Origin of the sequence: Pelagibius sp. (assembly GCF_028281305.1) — a bacterium.
Classification (GTDB): Bacteria; Pseudomonadota; Alphaproteobacteria; order Kiloniellales; family Kiloniellaceae; genus Pelagibius.
Map to the genome: position 1 here is coordinate 1 of NZ_JANQKD010000072.1, position 16,675 is coordinate 16,675.

Consider the following 16,675-nt stretch of genomic DNA (forward strand, 5'->3'; position numbering starts at 1 on the left):
GGAGCGGGTCGGCAAGGAAGGCGTGATCACGGTCGAAGAAGCCAAGTCGCTCGAGACCGAACTCGACGTCGTCGAGGGCATGCAGTTCGACCGCGGCTATCTCTCGCCGTACTTCATCACCAACGCCGACAAGATGGTCTGCGAGATGGAGAGCCCCTTCATCCTGCTGCATGAGAAGAAGCTCTCGGGCCTGCAGCCGATGCTGCCGCTGCTCGAGTCCGTCGTGCAGGCCGGCCGGCCGCTGCTGATCATTGCCGAGGACGTAGAGGGCGAGGCCCTGGCGACCCTGGTGGTGAACAAGCTGCGGGGCGGTCTGAAGGTTGCCGCCGTGAAGGCGCCTGGCTTCGGCGATCGCCGCAAGGCCATGCTGGAAGACATCGCCATCCTGACGGGCGGCCAGGTGATCTCCGAGGATCTCGGCATCAAGCTCGAGAGCACCACCCTCGACATGCTCGGCACCGCCAAGCGCGTGGTCATCACCAAGGAAGAGACCACCATCGTCGACGGCGCCGGCAAGAAGAAGGAAATCACGGGCCGCTGCGCGCAGATCCGCGCCCAGGCCGAGGAGACCACCTCGGACTACGACCGTGAGAAGCTTCAGGAGCGTCTGGCCAAGCTCGCGGGCGGCGTTGCCGTTCTGCGTGTCGGCGGCGCCACCGAGGTCGAGGTGAAGGAGCGCAAGGATCGTGTCGAAGACGCGATGAACGCGACTCGCGCCGCGGTCGAGGAAGGCATCGTCATCGGCGGCGGCACGGCCCTGCTGAACGCCGCCAAGGTGCTCAACAAGCTCGAAGGCGACAACGACGACCAGCGTGTCGGTATCGAGATCGTGGCCCGCGCCCTGCAGGCTCCGATCCGCCAGATCGCCGAGAACGCCGGCCACGAAGGCTCCATCGTCGTCGGCAAGGTGACCGAGGCGAAGGACGCCGCGCTCGGCTTCGACGCCCAGAACGGCAAGTACGTCAACATGTTCAAGTCCGGTATCATCGACCCGACCAAGGTCGTGCGTACCGCGCTGCAGGACGCTGCTTCGATCGCCGGTCTCCTGATCACGACCGAAGCCATGGTCGCCGATGCGCCCGAGAAGAAGGATGCGGCCGTTCCCGCCGCACCTGACATGGGTGGCATGGGCGGCATGGGTGGCATGGGCTTCTAATCAGCCCGGGCCCACCAAGCCTTACAGAGGGGGCCGCGGTCATCGCCGCGGCCCCTTTCTTCTTGCATTGTCCGAGACCGCACAATCGGCGGTCAGCCCGCTCCAGGGGGTTCCTTGCTCGATATTCAGAAAGTCGCAGACGCCATCAGTGAGGTCGCCGAGCAGGAGGCACTGCCGCGATTCCGCAATCTGAAGGACGGGGACATCCAGGAAAAGGCGGCGGGCGAACTGGTGACAGCCGCGGACATCGCCGTCGAGGAGGCCCTGAGCGCACGGCTTCTGGATCTGTTGCCAGGCTCCCTGGTCGTCGGCGAAGAAGGGGTTCATGCCGACCCGGCCCTGATGGACCATCTCGACAGCGAAGAGACGCTGTGGATCATCGACCCGATCGACGGCACCCGGAACTTTGCCCGTGGCCGTGAGGCCTTTGCCATCATGGTGGCTCTGGTGTCCCGGCGGGAAAGCCGCGCTGCCTGGATTCTCGAACCCGCGAGCGGACGCTTCGGCGTGGCGGAGGCCGGGTCGGGGGCCTGGATGGCCGGACAACGCCTTCAGGCGGCGCTGCCGGACCGCCCGCAAGCCATGAGCGGAAGCCTTCATGCCTCCAGCTATGCCCCCAGGGAACTGGGCCAGCGCGTCGATCAGCGCCGCGGCCGCGTTCGTGCCGTGAAGTCGCTGGGTTGTGCCGGTGCCGAATACCTGCGCCTTGCAGAAGGTACAATGCACTTCAGCCTCTTCACCCGCCTCATGCCCTGGGACCATGTGCCCGGCACGCTGCTGCACCGCGAGGCCGGCGGCTTTTCCCGCTGTTTCGACAGGCAGCCCTACCGCGCTGACCGCTACCGCGAGTTGGGCCTTCTCATGGCGCCCGACGCAGCGGGCTGGGATGCGCTCTTCGACTCGCTGCTGGCAGAGGACTGACGGCCCCGCGCCTGAAACGAGGCCTGGGCAGCGTCAGGCTACGGTGACGCAGATCAAGGCACCCCGCAGCCGCAATCGGCTGAATTCAAGGGTCGAAGCCAAGCTCTCCTGGCATCAGGGACGGGCCGAATCTGGCTCTGGCGTCCGGTCACGCTCCAGGCGTAGGTTTCGGCGAACAAGGGGCCGCGCAGGTGCTTGCTCGCACTGATCCAGGCGCAGAAGCCTTCTCTTCCGCGCACAGCGAGCGGGGAGACCGGCAAGGCCCCGGAAAAGACAGGCTCTGGCAAAGGGAATGCAGGCAATGCTGGTGGGTGTGCCCAAGGAAGTGAAGAATCACGAGTACCGGGTCGGGCTTGTCCCGGCCTCGGTGCGGGAACTGGTCCACCACGGCCACAAGGTCGTGGTCGAAACCACCGCCGGCGAGGGTATCGGCTTCGGCGACGACGATTACCGCCAGGCCGGCGCCGAGATCCTTGGCGATGCCGAGGCGGTCTTTGCGCAGGCGGAGATGATCGTCAAGGTGAAGGAGCCCCAGCCGGCCGAGTACGCGCGGCTGCGCGAAGGCCAGCTCCTCTTCACCTATCTTCATCTCGCCCCCGACCTTGAGCAGACCAGAGGCCTGATGGACTCCGGCTGCATCGCTGTCGCCTACGAGACCGTGACCAATGCCCGTGGCGGCCTGCCGCTGCTGGCGCCGATGAGCGAGGTGGCGGGGCGCATGTCGGTCCAGGTCGGCGCCCACTGCCTGGAGAAGGAGCAGGGTGGCTCCGGCATGCTGCTGGGCGGCGTGCCGGGGGTAGCGGCCGCCAAGGTAGTGATCATCGGCGGCGGCGTCTCGGGCACCAATGCGGCGCGCATGGCCATGGGCATGGAGGCCCATGTCACCGTCATCGACCGTTCCCTGGAGCGCCTCTACCAACTGGACCTGCAGTTCGGTCCCATGCTGAACACCATCTACTCCACGGTCGATGCCATCGAGCGGCACGTCGTCGGCGCCGACCTCGTGATCGGGGCGGTCCTGGTACCCGGTGCTGCCGCGCCCAAGCTGGTGACCCGGGAGATGATCCGCCCGATGCGGCCTGGCTCGGTACTGGTGGACATCGCCATCGACCAGGGCGGCTGCTTCGAGACCTCCCGCGGGACGACCCATGCGGAGCCCACTTACGTGGAGGAGGGGGCCGTCCACTACTGCGTCACCAACATGCCCGGTGCGGTCGCCCGCACCTCGACCTTCGCGCTCAACAACGCAACGCTGCCCTTCACCCTGGCGCTGGCGAACAAGGGGCACCGCCGCGCCCTGGCCGAGGACCCGCACCTGAAAGAGGGCCTGAACGTGGCCGGCGGCAAGATCACCTACAGGGCCGTCGCCGAAGCGCACAACCTCGACTACATGCCGGCCGAAGAAGCCTTGGGCCTGTAGCGGCTCGATGGCCGAGGTCGAAAAGCCCGGTTTTCCGGGCTTTCTTACCCTCTGGGTTGGCCAACTGGCCTCATAAATGGCGGCCAATTGGGTCTGGCTCCGGGCCATGACGCCCGACTAGACTGGCGCCAAGATCAGCAACTCTTGGGAAAGATGGGCCGATGAACGTCATTCCGCCGATTCCGAATTCTCTGGAACAGCACTGGATGCCCTTCACCTCGAACCGGCATTTCAAGGCCAATCCGCGTATCCTGACTGCCGCCAAGGGGATGTACTACACGACAGATCACGGCGACCAGGTGATTGATGGTTCCGCCGGTCTGTTCTGTGTGGCGGCCGGCCACGGCCGGCGGGAGATCGCCGAAGCGGTGAACGAGACGCTCACCAAGATGGACTATGCGCCGCCCTTCCAGTTCGGCCACCCGGCGTCCTTCGAAGTGGCGCGGCGGATCGCCTCCGTCACGCCGGGCGACCTGAACCATGTCTTCTTCTCCAACTCCGGTTCGGAGGCCGTGGAGACGGCGCTGAAGATCGCGCTGGCGTACCACAAGGCCAAGGGCGAGGGGCAGCGCCTGCGCTTGGTCGGCCGCGAGCGGGCCTATCACGGCGTGAACTTCGGCGGCCTGACCGTCGCCGGCATGCTGAACAACAAAAAGGCCTTTGGCCTGGGGCTGCCGGGCGCCTGCCACATGCGCCACACCCATCTCCCGGAGCACGAGTATGTCCAGGGTCAGCCGGAGACCGGGGCGGAGCTGGCCGAGGACCTGCAGCGCTTCGTCGAACTGCACGGTGCCGACCAGATCGCCTGCTGTATCGTCGAGCCCATTGCCGGCTCCACCGGCGCGCTGATCCCGCCGAAGGGCTATCTGCAGCGGCTGCGGGAGATCTGCGACACCCACGGCATCCTGCTGATCTTCGACGAGGTGATCTGCGGCTTCGGGCGGACCGGTAAGCAGTTCGGCGCCGATGCCTTCGGCGTGGTGCCGGACATGGTCACCATGGCCAAGGCCCTCACCAACGGCGTGGTGCCCATGGGTGCGGTCGCCTGCGCCGATCACGTCTACGAGGCCATCACCGAGGCGACGCCGGGCAACGGCATCGAGCTGTTCCACGGCTATACCTATTCCGGCTGTCCGGTGGCCTCCGCCGCGGCCATTGCCACGCGCAACATTTTCGAGGAGGAGGATCTCGTCGGCAACGCCGAGAAGATGACGCCGAAGTTCCAGGAAGCGCTGTTCTCCCTGAGGGACCTGCCGGTGGTGGCGAACATCCGCGGCTACGGCCTGATGGGCGGCATCGATCTGGCGCCGATGGAAGCCCCCGGTGCCCGCGGCATGCGGGTCATGCAGGAACTTTACGATGCCGGTGCCATGGTGAAGATGACCGGCGACTGCGCGCTGGTCTCGCCGCCGCTGATCTGCGAAGACGCCCACATCGACGAGATCTTCACCAAGCTGCGCGGCGTGCTCGCCACGCACTAGAGGCCGGAGTTTTCGACCAGAGCATTAAGGACTTGGCCCTTGTTCATCAGTAGATGTCGGGCGTGAGAGTAAAGAGTGACCCAGAGGCACAACGCTTTAAAGCGCTGTGCCTCTTCGACTGTGAAGATCGCGTCGGTGGAGCGGGAGCCGAGAGGTGTGTTGACGCGAGCAATCAACCCTACGGCTTGCCGCCAATCGCCGCTGTCGTCGGTGGTATTTGCGCCGACTGAACCGCCCACCGATTTCATCAAGAGCACCGAGCAAACCGCCCCTGGTTATGAAGACCTTGGCAGCTTGCCCATGCATCAAGCGCTTACATAGATCGAAAGCCAAACATCCAGCCGAACCGACCTTTCCTGGCCCACGACCTACGAAACGACCAGAGGCATCGCCTCGTCGACCTAGTGACCAGGAGGAAGGTATGAAGCGTTTACTTTTGCTAGCTGCAACCGCCGTGACCGTGGCAGCCCTCGCCAACACAGTTGAAACGGCCGATGCCCAGTCCCAGAAGCAAGGCTTCCAGCAGTTCGCGCCGAAGCAAAAGGAGAAGCCCAGCCCGGCGGGTAAACCGGTGAACAAGCCCGCGGTCCCCGGCAAGCCCGCTGCGTCTCAACCACTGTGCTTGACCGGGTTTACCCGTACCGAGTTGAAGCACTACAACAGCGGGTCCTACAAAGGTCATCTGCAGCGTATGACCTGCCTTTCCCCTGTGATCCAGTGCCCGGAACCAACTTTGACGGGGGTCACTATTGGCATCGATGTCAACAAGGTACTCCTGAGCCCAGAGACGGGCTTGTTCCGTGTAGAGTACAAATGCAAGTACACGGGAACAATCGGCTGACCTACTGGTCACCTTTGTGCACAGCCGACGGGACGACTGCCAAAGAAGGGGCGGCACACAAGGGAAGCCCTGCGGAGCAGAGCGCTCCGCAGGGCTTTTGGTGAACCGAACGATGCCGGGAGATCAGCCCGCCGTTCCGGTATAGGTGCACTTGTACTCGATCTTGAAACGGCCATCTTCGGGGCTGACCGTAACCTTGCTGACCACGATGCCAACATTGATGCCGGGCATGGTCGGCTTCGGGCACTGGATGACCGGCGTCAGACAGGTCATGCGATCGATGTGGCCGTGGTGCATGTACTTGAGCTCGGTGCGGCTGAAGCCGGTCAGGCACTGCGGTTGCACGGTCTGGTAGCCGCCGGGCGCGCCCGGAGAGCCTCCGCCGGTCTTGGATTCCGGCGCAACCTTCTGAAGGCCCTCGCGGTTCAATTGAGCTACAACATTGGGCGCCTGCGGATTCTCAGTGGTGTTGCCAAGGCCGTGAATTGCCTGGAACTCCTGCGCGTGGCTATCGGCCACCTCGACCGCGTTGGCCAGGCCGGCCAGGGCGGTAACGGCCACGGCCGCAATCATAAAACGCTTCATCTCTTCCTCCTGGTCTCTGGGTCGACGAGGCCGAGGCTTCTGTCCTCGATCACTGCATGAGTCGCGGACCCGAAGGAGAGAGTTCAAAGGAAACTACGTTTATTCTCCGACATTTAGCTAAAATGCCTGTGAACGGCCAAGGCAGCGCGATCCCATCTTCGCTTGCTGGGCGTCACCGGTGCCGCCTCGCCTGCCTCGGGGTCAGCCGAAGAGCGCATTCGGCAGCCAGAGCGCGATCTGCGGCCAGATCGTGATCATGGTCACGCCCAGGCCCATCAGCAGGAAGAAGGGCAGCGCAGCAACGGCGACCCGGTTGATGGGCTCGCCGGTCAAGCCCTGCAGCACGAAGAGGTTGAAGCCGACCGGCGGCGTCATCTGCCCCAGTTCCACCATCAGCACTAGGAAGACGCCGAACCAGATGGGATCGAACCCCATGGCGACGACCGGCGCGAGGGTGATGGGCAGGCTCATCACGGTGATGGAGATGCCGTCCAGGAACAGCCCGAGGATGATGTAGAAGACCGCCAGGATGGCAATCAACTCGTAGGGGCCCAGTTCCATGGCCGCGATGGCCGCGGCGACGTCCTGCGGCACATGCATATAGCCCATGGCGGTGGAGAGGAAGGCGGCGGCAACCAGGATCGAACAGACCATCGCCGAGGTGCGGACCGCGCCCATCAGGCTGTCGACGAAAAGGCGCCAGGTAAGCTGGCGCAGCAGCAGGCTCAGCAGCAGCGTGCCGGCGACCCCGACGGCGGCAGCCTCAGAAGGGGTCGCGAGCCCGGAGTAGATCGCCCCCAGGACCACGACAATGAGGGAGACGATGGGCAGCAGGTCGAGCGTCGCCGCCAGCAGACCGCGGCCGTCGCCGTCCTCGCGCGGGGCGAGGTCCGGACGCCCGGCGCAGCGCAGGCCGATATAGCTGGAGTAGAGCAGGGCGACCAGCAGACCCGGCAGAACGCCGGCGGCGAAGAGGCGAGAGATCGAGACCTCCGCCAGCACGCCATAGATGATCATCACGATGGAGGGTGGGATCAGCAGGCCCAGGCTGCCGGCCCCGGCAAGCGAGCCGATGGACAGCGACTGGTCGTAGCCGCGCCGCTTCAGTTCCACCGTGGTGATCTTGCCGATGGTTGCCGTGGTCGCCGCGGAAGAGCCGGAGACTGCCGCGAAGAGCGTGGAGCCGGCCACGTTGGTGTGGATCAGTCCGCCGGGCACCCGCGCGACGAAGGGCGTGATGCCGCGAAACAGGCGCTCGGAGATGTTCGTTCGAAAGATCATCTCCCCCATCCAGATGAAAAGGGGAATCGCCGCCAGCTCCCAGGAGCTGGCGCTGCGGAACAAGATCTTGCCGAGGATGACGCCGATGCGCTGGGGCGGAAAGTCGAGCACCAGGATCAGTCCGCAGGTGGAAACCAGCAGCAGGCTGACGAAGACCCAGGTCCCCGATCCCAGGAACAGGAGAATCAGCACGAGGACGATGAGACCGGAGAGCAGCGCGTCCATTGAATGCCGCCCTAATCCGTACCGTCTGGCTTTGCCAGGCCTGGATCCGCCACGTCCTGGCCGACCAGGGCGCCGCCCCTGGCGACCCGCAGGAAGTAGGCGAGCAGCTGCAGCATGAAGAGCAGCAGGCCCAGCCAGACTGCACCGACGGGGATCCAGAGCGGGACCTCCGCGATGCTTTCGGACACCGACCCGCGGGTCCAGTGCCTCAGCGCATCGCGCCCCACCCACCAAGCGCAGAAGCCGGTCATGGCGAAGGACGCGAGGATGCAGAGCAGCTCCACCCAGCGGCGCGGGCGTCCGTGCATCCGCCCCACCGCAAGATCGACCCTGATGAGAGCGCCCTTGTCCAAGGCATAGCCGAGGGACAGGAAGGTCATTGCGGCGACCGCGTAGCCGACAAACTCGTCGAGGACAAAGGTGGAGGAGTCGAATGCGCTGCGCAGCACGATCTCATAGAGGATGTGCAGAAAGAGGTAGACGAGCAGCAGGGCCGCCAGTGCGCCCGCACAGCGGCTGATCCAGCCCACAATGCGTTCGAACACCGGCTAACCCTGCGACCGTCCGTGCCGTGCCCCGCGCGGCCTCAGTTGTTGAAGGCCTGAAGAATCGCTTCGCCCTTGGCACCGGTCTTGGCCAGCCACTCCTCGCGCGCCTTGCTGCCGGCGGCGTTCAGTTCGGCCAGATAGTCGTCGCTGACGCCGGTGACGACCGTCATGCCGGCGGCCTTCATATCAGAGTAGTTCTGGGCAACGCGGGCCTCCACCTTCTCCCAGACGTAGTCTTCCGCTGCCTTGGCCGCGTCCAGCACGGCGGCCTGATGCTCGGCAGAGAGATCATTCCAGGTGTCGAGGTTGATGTGCACCATGTTGAGCGGCATGGCGTAGTTCACCTCGGTGAAGTGCGAGAGATGCTCCCAGAACTTGGCGTTGGTGCCGCCTTCCGCTGAGGTCAGCACGGCGTCGATACCGCCGGTCGAAAGCTGCGGAACCACGTCGGCCCAGGAGAGCTGGATCGGCGCCGCGCCGGCCTGCTGCAGCGTGATGGTACCGTTGGCGTCATAGGTGCGGATCTTGAGGTTGGTGATCGCCGCGTCGCTGTCGACCGGCTTCTTGGCCCAGATGCCCGAGGGCGGCCACGGCGAAGCCCAGAGCAGCTTCTGATTGTTGGCCGCGAAGATCGCCTCGTAGTCCGCCCGCGCCACATCCAGCAACCGGCGTGCTTCGTCGGCGGTCTTGGCCAGGAAGGGCAAGGAAGGCAGCAGGAACATCGGGTCGATACCGCCCAGAGGCCCGACATAGGTGTTGGCAATGGGCAGGGCCCCGTCGCCCACGGCATCCAGCTGGTCTTTCGACTTGAAGCCGATCGAGCCGCCGAAGTGATGGGTGATCTCAATGGCGCCGCCGGTCATCTCGGAGAGCTTCGTGGAGAACAGGCGATCGCCCTCAGCGTGTATCGAGGTATCGTTGTACTCGTTGGCCATGTCCCACTTGATTTCGGCAGCGGATGCGCCGAAGGGCAGGATCGCCAAAGCCAGGCCCGCCAGGGCCTTGTGGAGTATGCTCATGTTTGCCTTCCCCTATTCTTGATGCCACCGGCGTTGCTGCGGTGGTCGCTTCTGCGCCAATCATAGCGGAGAATTTAGCCGCCGCAATTGGCGCCGAAGAGGAAGGGGCCGACGACGCTACGCTAGCAGCGCAGCGCTTTGCCGCCCGGGCGGAAGCTGTAGTCGATCACGGCTCCGTGCCGGTCCGTCCGGACCGCGCAGCAGCCCAACAGGGCGGCCTTGAGTTTGCGCCGCCCGCGCTGGATCCGGGATTTCATGCCAGAGAGAGACAGGCCGAGCCGCTCCGCCGCGGCCGCCTGGGTCAGACCCTCGATCTCGGTCAGCAGCAAGGCTTCCGCATAAGGCGCAGGCAAGTTTTTGATGAGCGGGATCAGACAGCGGGCGAGATCTTCAGCCGCGGAGGGTTCGTCGTCGTCAGTCTGCGGCCGCGCGGCGCCCTCTTCCTGGGCTTGGACCTGCGCCTGTTGGGTCAGCGCCTGGCGCTCGCTGGCGCGGCGACGGTGATGGTCGGTGACCGCATTGGCGGCAACCCGATAGGCCCAGGCCACCGGGTTGCGTGCTGCCATCAGGTCGTCCTGATGCTGGACGAGGCGCAGCAGGATGCCGCCGATCACGTCATCCACCGAGGCAGGGTCGACGCGCCGGCGCACGTAACTTCTCAGGCGGCTTTCGAAGTCCGCCCAGGAATCCGCCGTCAGCGCGCGCGCCTCCGTCATTGCGGCTCCGCCAAGAACTTGAACTTACCTGCAGCCGACGGTGCCATCGTCCGCAGCTTCCGTGCAGCAGGTCTTGCCCAGGCTGTCCAAGGCCTCGACCGGCGCGTCGTCGGTGATCCGGTACCACTCCCAACGCAAGCCATCGGGTTCGCGCGACCAGACCTTGTCCTGCGTGGCATGACAGCAGGTTTCCTCCCGCTGCACTTCGTCGACCACGCCGGCCTCGGTGAGGCGGCGCAGCGTGGTTCTGATGCTGCTGTCGTCCATGACCTCGACACCCACATGGTGCAGACGTTCCTTGGCCTCAGGGTTCCTGAAGAGCACCAGCTTGAGCGGCGGCTCCTGGATCGCGAAGTTCGCATAGCTGTCGTAGCGCTTGTGCGGCTTCACGCCGAACAGCTTGGAATAGTAGTCGACCGCGGCATCGATGCCGCGGACGTTAAGGGCCAGTTGCAGGCGCATGGGATCGCTCCTTCCGGGTTGCTTTTCCGGTTAGACGCACGGGCTCGCAAAAGGACGCAACTTTCTTGGCGACCGGGCCCGGTCTTGGGCCCGGTTTTCATCCGACGCAGTCGAACCGACCCTATTGGGCAGGTTGGCCTGCCATCGCCATGTCGGTGGCGTTGTCCAGGCGCTTGGCCTCGGCCCGGGCGGCTTCAGGGCGTGGTGCCAGGATGAAGGCGAGAGCGCCAGCCGCCATTTCCGCACCATAGCGCGGGGCGAGCGGGAACCTTAGGTAGAGGAAGCGGCCGAGTTGCTATGCAGGGGCAGACTTGAGCCGCCCTGTCAGGGCCCCTAATCTGGCCCCTAGCTTGGCGAATACTCAGCGCTCTCAGCAGGCAAAGGATCATGCGCGACTTCATCTTTCCCGTGCGCCACGACAGCGACCTGGGGCTGCAGGCCCAGCTCCGCCGCCAGCTGATCGACGCCATCATCGACGGGCGTCTCTCAGGCAGCGACCCCTTGCCGTCCTGCCGCCGCCTCGCCCAGTCGCTGGGGGTCTCGCGCAACACCGTGGTGCTGGCCTATCAGGCGCTGGCCGACGAGGGCCTGCTGGTCTCGCGCGAGCGCGTTGGCTACTTCGTCAACACGGACATGGTGTTCCAGCAGACCGAGACCAAGGCGGGCTTCCCGGAACCGGAGGCGGGCCAGTCGGTCGACTGGTGGCACCGTCTGCGTCTGCGCCCCTCGGAACTAGTCCATGTGGAGAAGCCGCGCAACTGGCGACGCTATCCCTATCCCTTCATCTATGGCCAGCCGGACCCGAACCTCTTTCCGGTTTCGACCTGGCGCATGTGCTCGCGCCAGGCGTTGGGCGTCGAGGCAATCCAGAAGTGGACCGAGGACAACTTCAACGAAGACGACTCCCGTCTGATCGAAGAGATCAGGACCCGCGTGCTGCCGCGCCGCGGCATCAAGGCCGCACCCTCGGAGATCCTGATCACCCTGGGCGCGCAGAATGCGCTCTTCCTGATCGCCGAATTGCTGGCGGGGCCGGGGCGGACGCTGGCGGTGGAAAATCCCGGCTATGTCGACACGCGCAACATCTTCGCGCTCAACGGCACCCAGGTTCGCCCCATACCGGTCGACCAGGAAGGGATCGTGGTGGATCACCGCCTTGACGGCTGCGCCTGCGCCTACGTGACGCCGAGCCACCAATCGCCCACCACCGTTACGCTGCCTCTGGAGCGGCGCATGGCGCTGTTGGAGCGCGCCCAGAAATCCGACTTCCTGGTGATCGAGGACGACTACGAGGCGGAGGCGAACTTCCTGCACGCGCCGACCACGGCGCTGAAGGCCATGGACCGCTCCGGCCGCGTCATCTACATCGGCAGCTTCTCCAAGTATCTCGGTCCGGGCCTGCGCATGGGCTACATGGTTGGGGCCGAAGAGTTCATCCACGAGGCGCGCATGCTCCGCCGCCTGATGCTGCGCCACCCGGCAACCAACAACCAGCGGACCATGGCGCTGTTCATCGCCGGTGGGCATTACGACGCGCTGGTGCATCGCCTTCAGCGCGACTTTCGCACGCGCTGGGAGATCATGGGGGAGGGACTGTCAAAGTACCTGCCGCAGTTCGCGCCGCGTCCGTCCTGCGGCGGCACGAGCTTCTGGCTCGAAGGGCCACGCAGCCTGGATACGGACGTCCTGGCCCGCGAAGCCCTGGGCGAGGGGATCGTGATCGAACCCGGGTCGCTGCACTTCCTCTCCAAGAAGCCGCCGCGCAACTTCATGCGTCTGGGCTTTTCGTCGGTGAAGCCGGACAGCATTCTGCCCGGCCTGCAGGCCCTGCGGGGATTGATCGACAGACGCCCCGGCGGCGATCAACTGCATCGGGTTTGAGGCGGCCGGAGACGACCCGCCCGGAACGGATCAACCGTTCATGACGCTGTCGATCTGGGTCTGATCCAGGGTGTCCATGTTGCCGTTGATGATCGAGGAGGCGACGTCGACGAAACTCTGAAGTCTGCGTGTGACTCCCTCCACGGTCATCTGCAGGGGGCCCTCCTCGCCGGCATCGACGGCAGCCTTGATCTTCGGCATGGAATCGGCAATCAGGCGGTTCATCTGATCAACCGTGGCGTCAAAGGCCTGCCGATAGTTCGTCGGAGCATTCTCATAGGCCAGGATGGCCAGTTCCGCATCCGAGAAGCAGCTATCCCGGAAATGGTCGGCATAGTCCTTCGGCTGCCATTCCTGGCAGTCCTCAAAGCACTCCGGCATTGAAGGAACCATCTCAAGAAGCATGATTATTTCATTGAAATGGTTCAGATAATCTGTCGCGAGCAGAGTATCCTCGTTGATGTTCTTGCCTTTGACCAACAGGCGGTAGGTACCGGTGAAGGCTGGGCGGGTATCGGCATTGGGACCCTTGGCCACGGCTGCATCGGGCGAGCCGGCGGCGTCATCGGCTGTCGATGCCAAGGCCTGCGGTCCTGATGAAGTCATTGAAAAGGTCCCAATCGCCCCGTTTACGCCCAGCGGACGTGCGGGCCAGAGAAGCCCGCGAAGCTGGAATTCAATCACAGAGTACGTTTAATTTTCCTTTCCAGACACGGAAAGTCTCGGTGGGGCATATACTTACAGGTGATACGCAGGCTTAGTAGTCGCGCCGTTAGATAATCAGGTCCGCCGCGCGATACTCGGATATGTTGGTGTAGCGGAGCGTTACTTCTTCCGCTTCGGCGATGTGCTTCAAAGCATGGAGTTCGGCCCAAAGGCCGATGGCATCTTCGGTCCAGGTGACGGCTGCATTGGGGTCGTCGGCGTGGTTGCAGCAGGTCAGACACCCGAAGGCCATAAGACAATCGTATGCCGCGCCGGCCGCAAAAGCGGCGGGCTCGGCGAAGTAATATGGGAAGAGGTCGGTCTGGTCGATCAGCTGCCGCTGATGGCCCGGCAGCCGCAGAGCGGGCGCCCGCTCCATCACCGTGCCGCCGGCGATCGCCCGGGTTGCCTCGACGCCCCGGCCCTTGCCGGCAAATGCCGAAACTCTGAGCATGGTCCCCACCGCTGCCTTCGGTCCGGCTTCCGCCGGCACTGCATCCTGGCACAGATGGGAAATTGGCGGCAACCTGTGGCACATGGCTTCGGGGCCGCCGGCGCTCCCCTGTCCGCTTCGCCGTGCAACCCTGGTCTGCGCCGTGGCGGCTTGCAGGCCGCAGCGGCTCTCTTTACGCTCCCGGCCAGTCGCCATCTATCCTACGACAGAGTTCACAGCACAGCAGAAGCGAGACGTCGACGATGACCAAGGTTGCCTTCATCGGGCTTGGGGTCATGGGGTTCCCCATGGCCGGACACCTGGCCGCTGCCGGCCATGACGTAACGGTCTACAACCGCACGCCGGCGAAGGCAGAGACCTGGATCGGCCAGCACAAGGGCAGCGCTGCCGCCACTCCGCGCGAAGCGGCTGCCAGCGCAGAGATCGTGTTTTCCTGCGTCGGCAACGACGATGACCTGCGCGGCGTCATCCTGGGCGGGGAGGGTGCTTTCGCCGGAATGGGCGAGGGCAGCATCCTGGTGGACAACACAACGGCGTCGGCCGAGGTGGCGCGCGAACTGGCGGCCAGGGGTGCCGAAAGCGGCATCGCCTTCATCGATGCACCGGTCTCCGGCGGCCAGGCGGGCGCGGAGAACGGCCAGTTGACCGTGATGTGCGGTGGCGACCAGGCGGCCTTCGAGCGGGCCCGTCCGGTGATCGACGCCTTCGCCCGCGCCGTTACCCTGATGGGGCCCGTCGGCGCCGGCCAGCTCACCAAGATGGTGAACCAGATCTGCATCGCCGGGCTGCTTCAGGGGCTCTCCGAAGGCATGAACTTCGGCCAGAAGGCGGGCCTCGACATGGAAAGGGTGATCGACGTCATCTCCAAGGGTGCGGCCCAGTCCTGGCAGATGGAAAACCGCGCCGCGACCATGTGCGAGGGCAAGTTCGACTTCGGCTTTGCCGTCGACTGGATGCGCAAGGATCTGGGCATCTGCCTGGCCGAGGCACAGAACAACGGTGCGCGGCTGCCGGTCACCGCGCTGGTGGACCAGTTCTATGCCCAGGTCCAGGCCCGCGGCGGCAACCGCTGGGACACCTCCAGTCTGATGTACCTCATGGCCAACGACTGACCCCAACAACACTCATTTGCTCACCCTGGTCGCCGCGACGAGGGAAGGACGTTCTGTGATATCCGCCGAAAGCTTCATTCTGCAGGCCGTCGTCGCCGGCGTGCTCGCCACCGTGGCGCTCGACCTCTGGCAGCGCCTGCTGCAGGCCGTGACCGGTGTTCCGGCCGCAAACTGGGGCCTCATCGGGCGCTGGTTCGCCTACATACCGCGCGGCCGGCTGATCCACCGGCCGATCGCAGAGACCGCTGCGGTCCCGGGGGAGGCGGCCATCGGCTGGATCATGCATTATCTGATCGGCGTCGCTTACGGCTTTGCCTATCTGGGGCTGATGGTCTTCCTGCTCGAGCGGCCGGCCACCTTACTGAACGGCCTTGTCTTCGGTGCCGCTTCGGTCGTCATCCCCTGGTTCATCATGCAGCCCGGCCTGGGCATCGGCGTCATGGGACGGCTGGCGCCCAAGCCCTGGATGCCGCCGCTGGTGGCGCTGGTCAATCACGTGCTCTACGGCGCCGCGCTCTACGGCGGCGTCTGGCTAGCAGCGCAGGTATAGTGTGCAGAGACAGCAGGGGCGGAGCGCCTCTCCGGCGCCACCGCCCCTCTGCTTTACCGACTAGACCAGACTACCCAGGTTCAGGTCGTTCTCGTCCAGGTCGCCGGTCACGTTGATGACGGTGGCGACCACGCCATTGAAGACACCATCACCATTGGTATCCAGAGCGATCACGGCGTCCTGGCCCGCCCCGGCCTGCTGGACCTCGACGCGCGTACTGCGGTCGACGTCGGCGATTGCAAAGCTGTCGAGCAGGGCGTCCAGGTCGATGCTGTCGGCGCCGGTGGCGTCGAAGCCGTCGATGAGATCGCCGGACTGGAACAGGGTGCCGCTCTCGCCGCTGAAGACGAAGACGTCGTTGCCGGCGCCGCCGATCAGCGTGTCGGCGCCCGCGCCGCCGGACAGGGTGTCGTCGCCGCCGTTCCCGACGAGCACGTCGGCCCCGCCGAAGCCCAGCAGGTAGTCATCCTGACCGTCGCCTTGCAGGTTGTCGTGCAGATCGGTGCCGAGCGACATCAAGCGGGTATAGATCCCGTCGCCGGTGTCGTCCGGACCGCTCCAGCTGAAGGCCAGACGGCCGTCCTCGAGGACCACCACCTCGGGATTGGTCTGGGCGCCGCTGACGCCTGCGGAAACCAGGAACTCTTCGCCCACCGGGATGCCGTTGTTGGTGAAGGCCCTGGCATAGATCCCGCTGTCCGAGACTCCATCATCCGTAACCCAGGTCACCAGAAAGTTCCCGGTTCCCGGCAGCTCCGTCACGGAAGGCGTCAACTGATCCCCGGCGGTTGCTTCATTGACCCCGAAGATACCGGTCGCCGGCGTCCCGTCCGGGTTGAAGGTCCGCATCTTCAGCCCGAAGCCATCGCCGTCGCCATTGGTCTGCGACCACACGGCGAGGATCCGTCCGTTCTCCAGGAAGGCAAGGTCGACCGTTCCCGCCGGCTCTCCGAGAGCCAGCGTCGCCAGGGTCAAGGGACCCCCTGGTAAGGGCTGGCCGGTCGTCGCGTCGAAACGCTGGCCGGCAATCTCCGTGCCCCCGTCGGCAACCCAGGCCACCAGGAATTCGCCGCCCGGCAGCGTCAGGATTGCAGGCGCCTTGTTGGTGGCCCCCACATCCAGCGACAGCGCGGTCGTGCGCGGCGTTCCATCCGCATCGAAGCTCCGCACCAGGATGTCGTCGTTGCCCTGGTCGTCCGTGCGGTCCCAGGCCACAGCGTAGCCGCCGTCCTCCAGCGCCGTGATCTCCGGCGAGCGCTCGCCGCGCGGACCGCCGTCGATGTCCACCTCGCTGACGCTGAGCTGCGTGCCGTCGGCG

The 16,675-nt window shown here is 65.1% G+C and carries 17 protein-coding genes; 8 read left to right on the forward strand and 9 right to left on the reverse strand.

The window, feature by feature from the left end; all coding sequences use genetic code 11:
• The 5 genes from groL to Q0982_RS14225 form a co-directional block, all read left to right on the forward strand.
• The coding region (gene groL, locus Q0982_RS14205; RefSeq protein WP_299396640.1) for a chaperonin GroEL at positions 1 to 1,156 on the forward strand (1,156 nt) is incomplete at its 5' end.
• A 114-nt stretch (positions 1,157 to 1,270) separates the two neighbouring features.
• A complete protein-coding gene (locus tag Q0982_RS14210; protein WP_299396642.1) occupies positions 1,271 to 2,077 on the forward strand; it encodes an inositol monophosphatase in 807 nt (268 codons plus the stop codon).
• A gap of 301 nt (positions 2,078 to 2,378) precedes the next feature.
• On the forward strand, positions 2,379 to 3,497 hold the full coding sequence (gene ald / locus Q0982_RS14215) for an alanine dehydrogenase (RefSeq protein ID WP_299396662.1): 1,119 nt from the start codon (positions 2,379 to 2,381) through the stop codon (positions 3,495 to 3,497).
• 161 nt (positions 3,498 to 3,658) lie between these two features.
• Positions 3,659 to 4,978, forward strand: coding sequence for an aspartate aminotransferase family protein (locus Q0982_RS14220; RefSeq protein ID WP_299396643.1), 1,320 nt, complete (start codon positions 3,659 to 3,661; stop codon positions 4,976 to 4,978).
• A 421-nt stretch (positions 4,979 to 5,399) separates the two neighbouring features.
• Positions 5,400 to 5,819 carry a hypothetical protein gene (locus Q0982_RS14225; RefSeq protein WP_299396645.1) on the forward strand — a complete coding sequence of 140 codons (420 nt, stop codon included), beginning with the start codon at positions 5,400 to 5,402 and terminating at the stop codon, positions 5,817 to 5,819.
• A gap of 123 nt (positions 5,820 to 5,942) precedes the next feature.
• On the opposite strand, the gene Q0982_RS14230 is transcribed toward Q0982_RS14225, so the two are convergent.
• The 6 genes from Q0982_RS14230 to Q0982_RS14255 form a co-directional block, all read right to left on the reverse strand.
• Positions 5,943 to 6,404 (reverse strand): hypothetical protein, encoded by a 462-nt coding sequence (locus Q0982_RS14230; RefSeq protein WP_299396647.1) that lies wholly within the window; start codon positions 6,402 to 6,404, stop codon positions 5,943 to 5,945.
• Positions 6,405 to 6,605: 201 nt separating this feature from the next.
• Entirely contained in the window at positions 6,606 to 7,910 is a 1,305-nt protein-coding gene (locus Q0982_RS14235) for a TRAP transporter large permease (protein ID WP_299396648.1), read from the reverse strand.
• 11 nt (positions 7,911 to 7,921) lie between these two features.
• The gene (locus tag Q0982_RS14240; protein ID WP_299396650.1) at positions 7,922 to 8,455 is read right to left on the reverse strand and encodes a TRAP transporter small permease subunit; all 534 of its coding nucleotides are present in this window, start codon (positions 8,453 to 8,455) and stop codon (positions 7,922 to 7,924) included.
• Positions 8,456 to 8,496: 41 nt separating this feature from the next.
• On the reverse strand, positions 8,497 to 9,477 hold the full coding sequence (locus Q0982_RS14245; protein WP_299396652.1) for a TRAP transporter substrate-binding protein: 981 nt from the start codon (positions 9,475 to 9,477) through the stop codon (positions 8,497 to 8,499).
• 122 nt (positions 9,478 to 9,599) lie between these two features.
• Positions 9,600 to 10,193 carry a sigma-70 family RNA polymerase sigma factor gene (locus Q0982_RS14250; RefSeq protein WP_299396653.1) on the reverse strand — a complete coding sequence of 198 codons (594 nt, stop codon included), beginning with the start codon at positions 10,191 to 10,193 and terminating at the stop codon, positions 9,600 to 9,602.
• A 24-nt stretch (positions 10,194 to 10,217) separates the two neighbouring features.
• On the reverse strand, positions 10,218 to 10,655 hold the full coding sequence (locus Q0982_RS14255; protein ID WP_299396655.1) for an ArsI/CadI family heavy metal resistance metalloenzyme: 438 nt from the start codon (positions 10,653 to 10,655) through the stop codon (positions 10,218 to 10,220).
• Between the two features lie 387 nt (positions 10,656 to 11,042).
• Between Q0982_RS14255 and Q0982_RS14260 the strand changes: the two genes are divergently transcribed.
• Positions 11,043 to 12,536, forward strand: coding sequence for a PLP-dependent aminotransferase family protein (locus Q0982_RS14260; protein ID WP_299396656.1), 1,494 nt, complete (start codon positions 11,043 to 11,045; stop codon positions 12,534 to 12,536).
• Between the two features lie 30 nt (positions 12,537 to 12,566).
• Here the strand turns inward: Q0982_RS14260 and Q0982_RS14265 are convergent, their stop codons facing one another.
• Together Q0982_RS14265 and Q0982_RS14270 are read right to left on the reverse strand one after the other, a co-directional pair.
• On the reverse strand, positions 12,567 to 13,220 hold the full coding sequence (locus tag Q0982_RS14265) for a hypothetical protein (RefSeq protein ID WP_299396658.1): 654 nt from the start codon (positions 13,218 to 13,220) through the stop codon (positions 12,567 to 12,569).
• An 88-nt stretch (positions 13,221 to 13,308) separates the two neighbouring features.
• On the reverse strand, positions 13,309 to 13,695 hold the full coding sequence (locus Q0982_RS14270; RefSeq protein ID WP_299396659.1) for an SET domain-containing protein-lysine N-methyltransferase: 387 nt from the start codon (positions 13,693 to 13,695) through the stop codon (positions 13,309 to 13,311).
• A gap of 122 nt (positions 13,696 to 13,817) precedes the next feature.
• On the opposite strand from Q0982_RS14270, the gene Q0982_RS14275 reads away from it, so the two are divergent.
• Together Q0982_RS14275 and Q0982_RS14280 are read left to right on the forward strand one after the other, a co-directional pair.
• A complete protein-coding gene (locus Q0982_RS14275; RefSeq protein WP_322097034.1) occupies positions 13,818 to 14,807 on the forward strand; it encodes an NAD(P)-dependent oxidoreductase in 990 nt (329 codons plus the stop codon).
• Between the two features lie 55 nt (positions 14,808 to 14,862).
• The gene (locus tag Q0982_RS14280; RefSeq protein WP_299396661.1) at positions 14,863 to 15,357 is read left to right on the forward strand and encodes a DUF2938 family protein; all 495 of its coding nucleotides are present in this window, start codon (positions 14,863 to 14,865) and stop codon (positions 15,355 to 15,357) included.
• 60 nt (positions 15,358 to 15,417) lie between these two features.
• Here Q0982_RS14280 and Q0982_RS14285 read toward each other — a convergent pair.
• Positions 15,418 to 16,675, reverse strand: a 1,258-nt coding sequence (locus tag Q0982_RS14285; protein ID WP_367575450.1) for a calcium-binding protein, incomplete at its 5' end; no start/stop codon positions are given.

Bases quoted from the DNA above. Each gene is read 5' to 3' on its own strand.
- ald (WP_299396662.1), top strand. From the start codon at position 2,379: ATGCTGGTGGGTGTGCCCAAGGAAGTGAAGAATCACGAGTACCGGGTC.
- Q0982_RS14245 (WP_299396652.1), bottom strand. From the start codon at position 9,477: ATGAGCATACTCCACAAGGCCCTGGCGGGCCTGGCTTTGGCGATCCTG.
- Q0982_RS14225 (WP_299396645.1), top strand. From the start codon at position 5,400: ATGAAGCGTTTACTTTTGCTAGCTGCAACCGCCGTGACCGTGGCAGCC.
- Q0982_RS14250 (WP_299396653.1), bottom strand. From the start codon at position 10,193: ATGACGGAGGCGCGCGCGCTGACGGCGGATTCCTGGGCGGACTTCGAA.
- Q0982_RS14270 (WP_299396659.1), bottom strand. From the start codon at position 13,695: ATGCTCAGAGTTTCGGCATTTGCCGGCAAGGGCCGGGGCGTCGAGGCA.
- Q0982_RS14230 (WP_299396647.1), bottom strand. From the start codon at position 6,404: ATGAAGCGTTTTATGATTGCGGCCGTGGCCGTTACCGCCCTGGCCGGC.
- Q0982_RS14255 (WP_299396655.1), bottom strand. From the start codon at position 10,655: ATGCGCCTGCAACTGGCCCTTAACGTCCGCGGCATCGATGCCGCGGTC.
- Q0982_RS14220 (WP_299396643.1), top strand. From the start codon at position 3,659: ATGAACGTCATTCCGCCGATTCCGAATTCTCTGGAACAGCACTGGATG.
- Q0982_RS14235 (WP_299396648.1), bottom strand. From the start codon at position 7,910: ATGGACGCGCTGCTCTCCGGTCTCATCGTCCTCGTGCTGATTCTCCTG.
- Q0982_RS14260 (WP_299396656.1), top strand. From the start codon at position 11,043: ATGCGCGACTTCATCTTTCCCGTGCGCCACGACAGCGACCTGGGGCTG.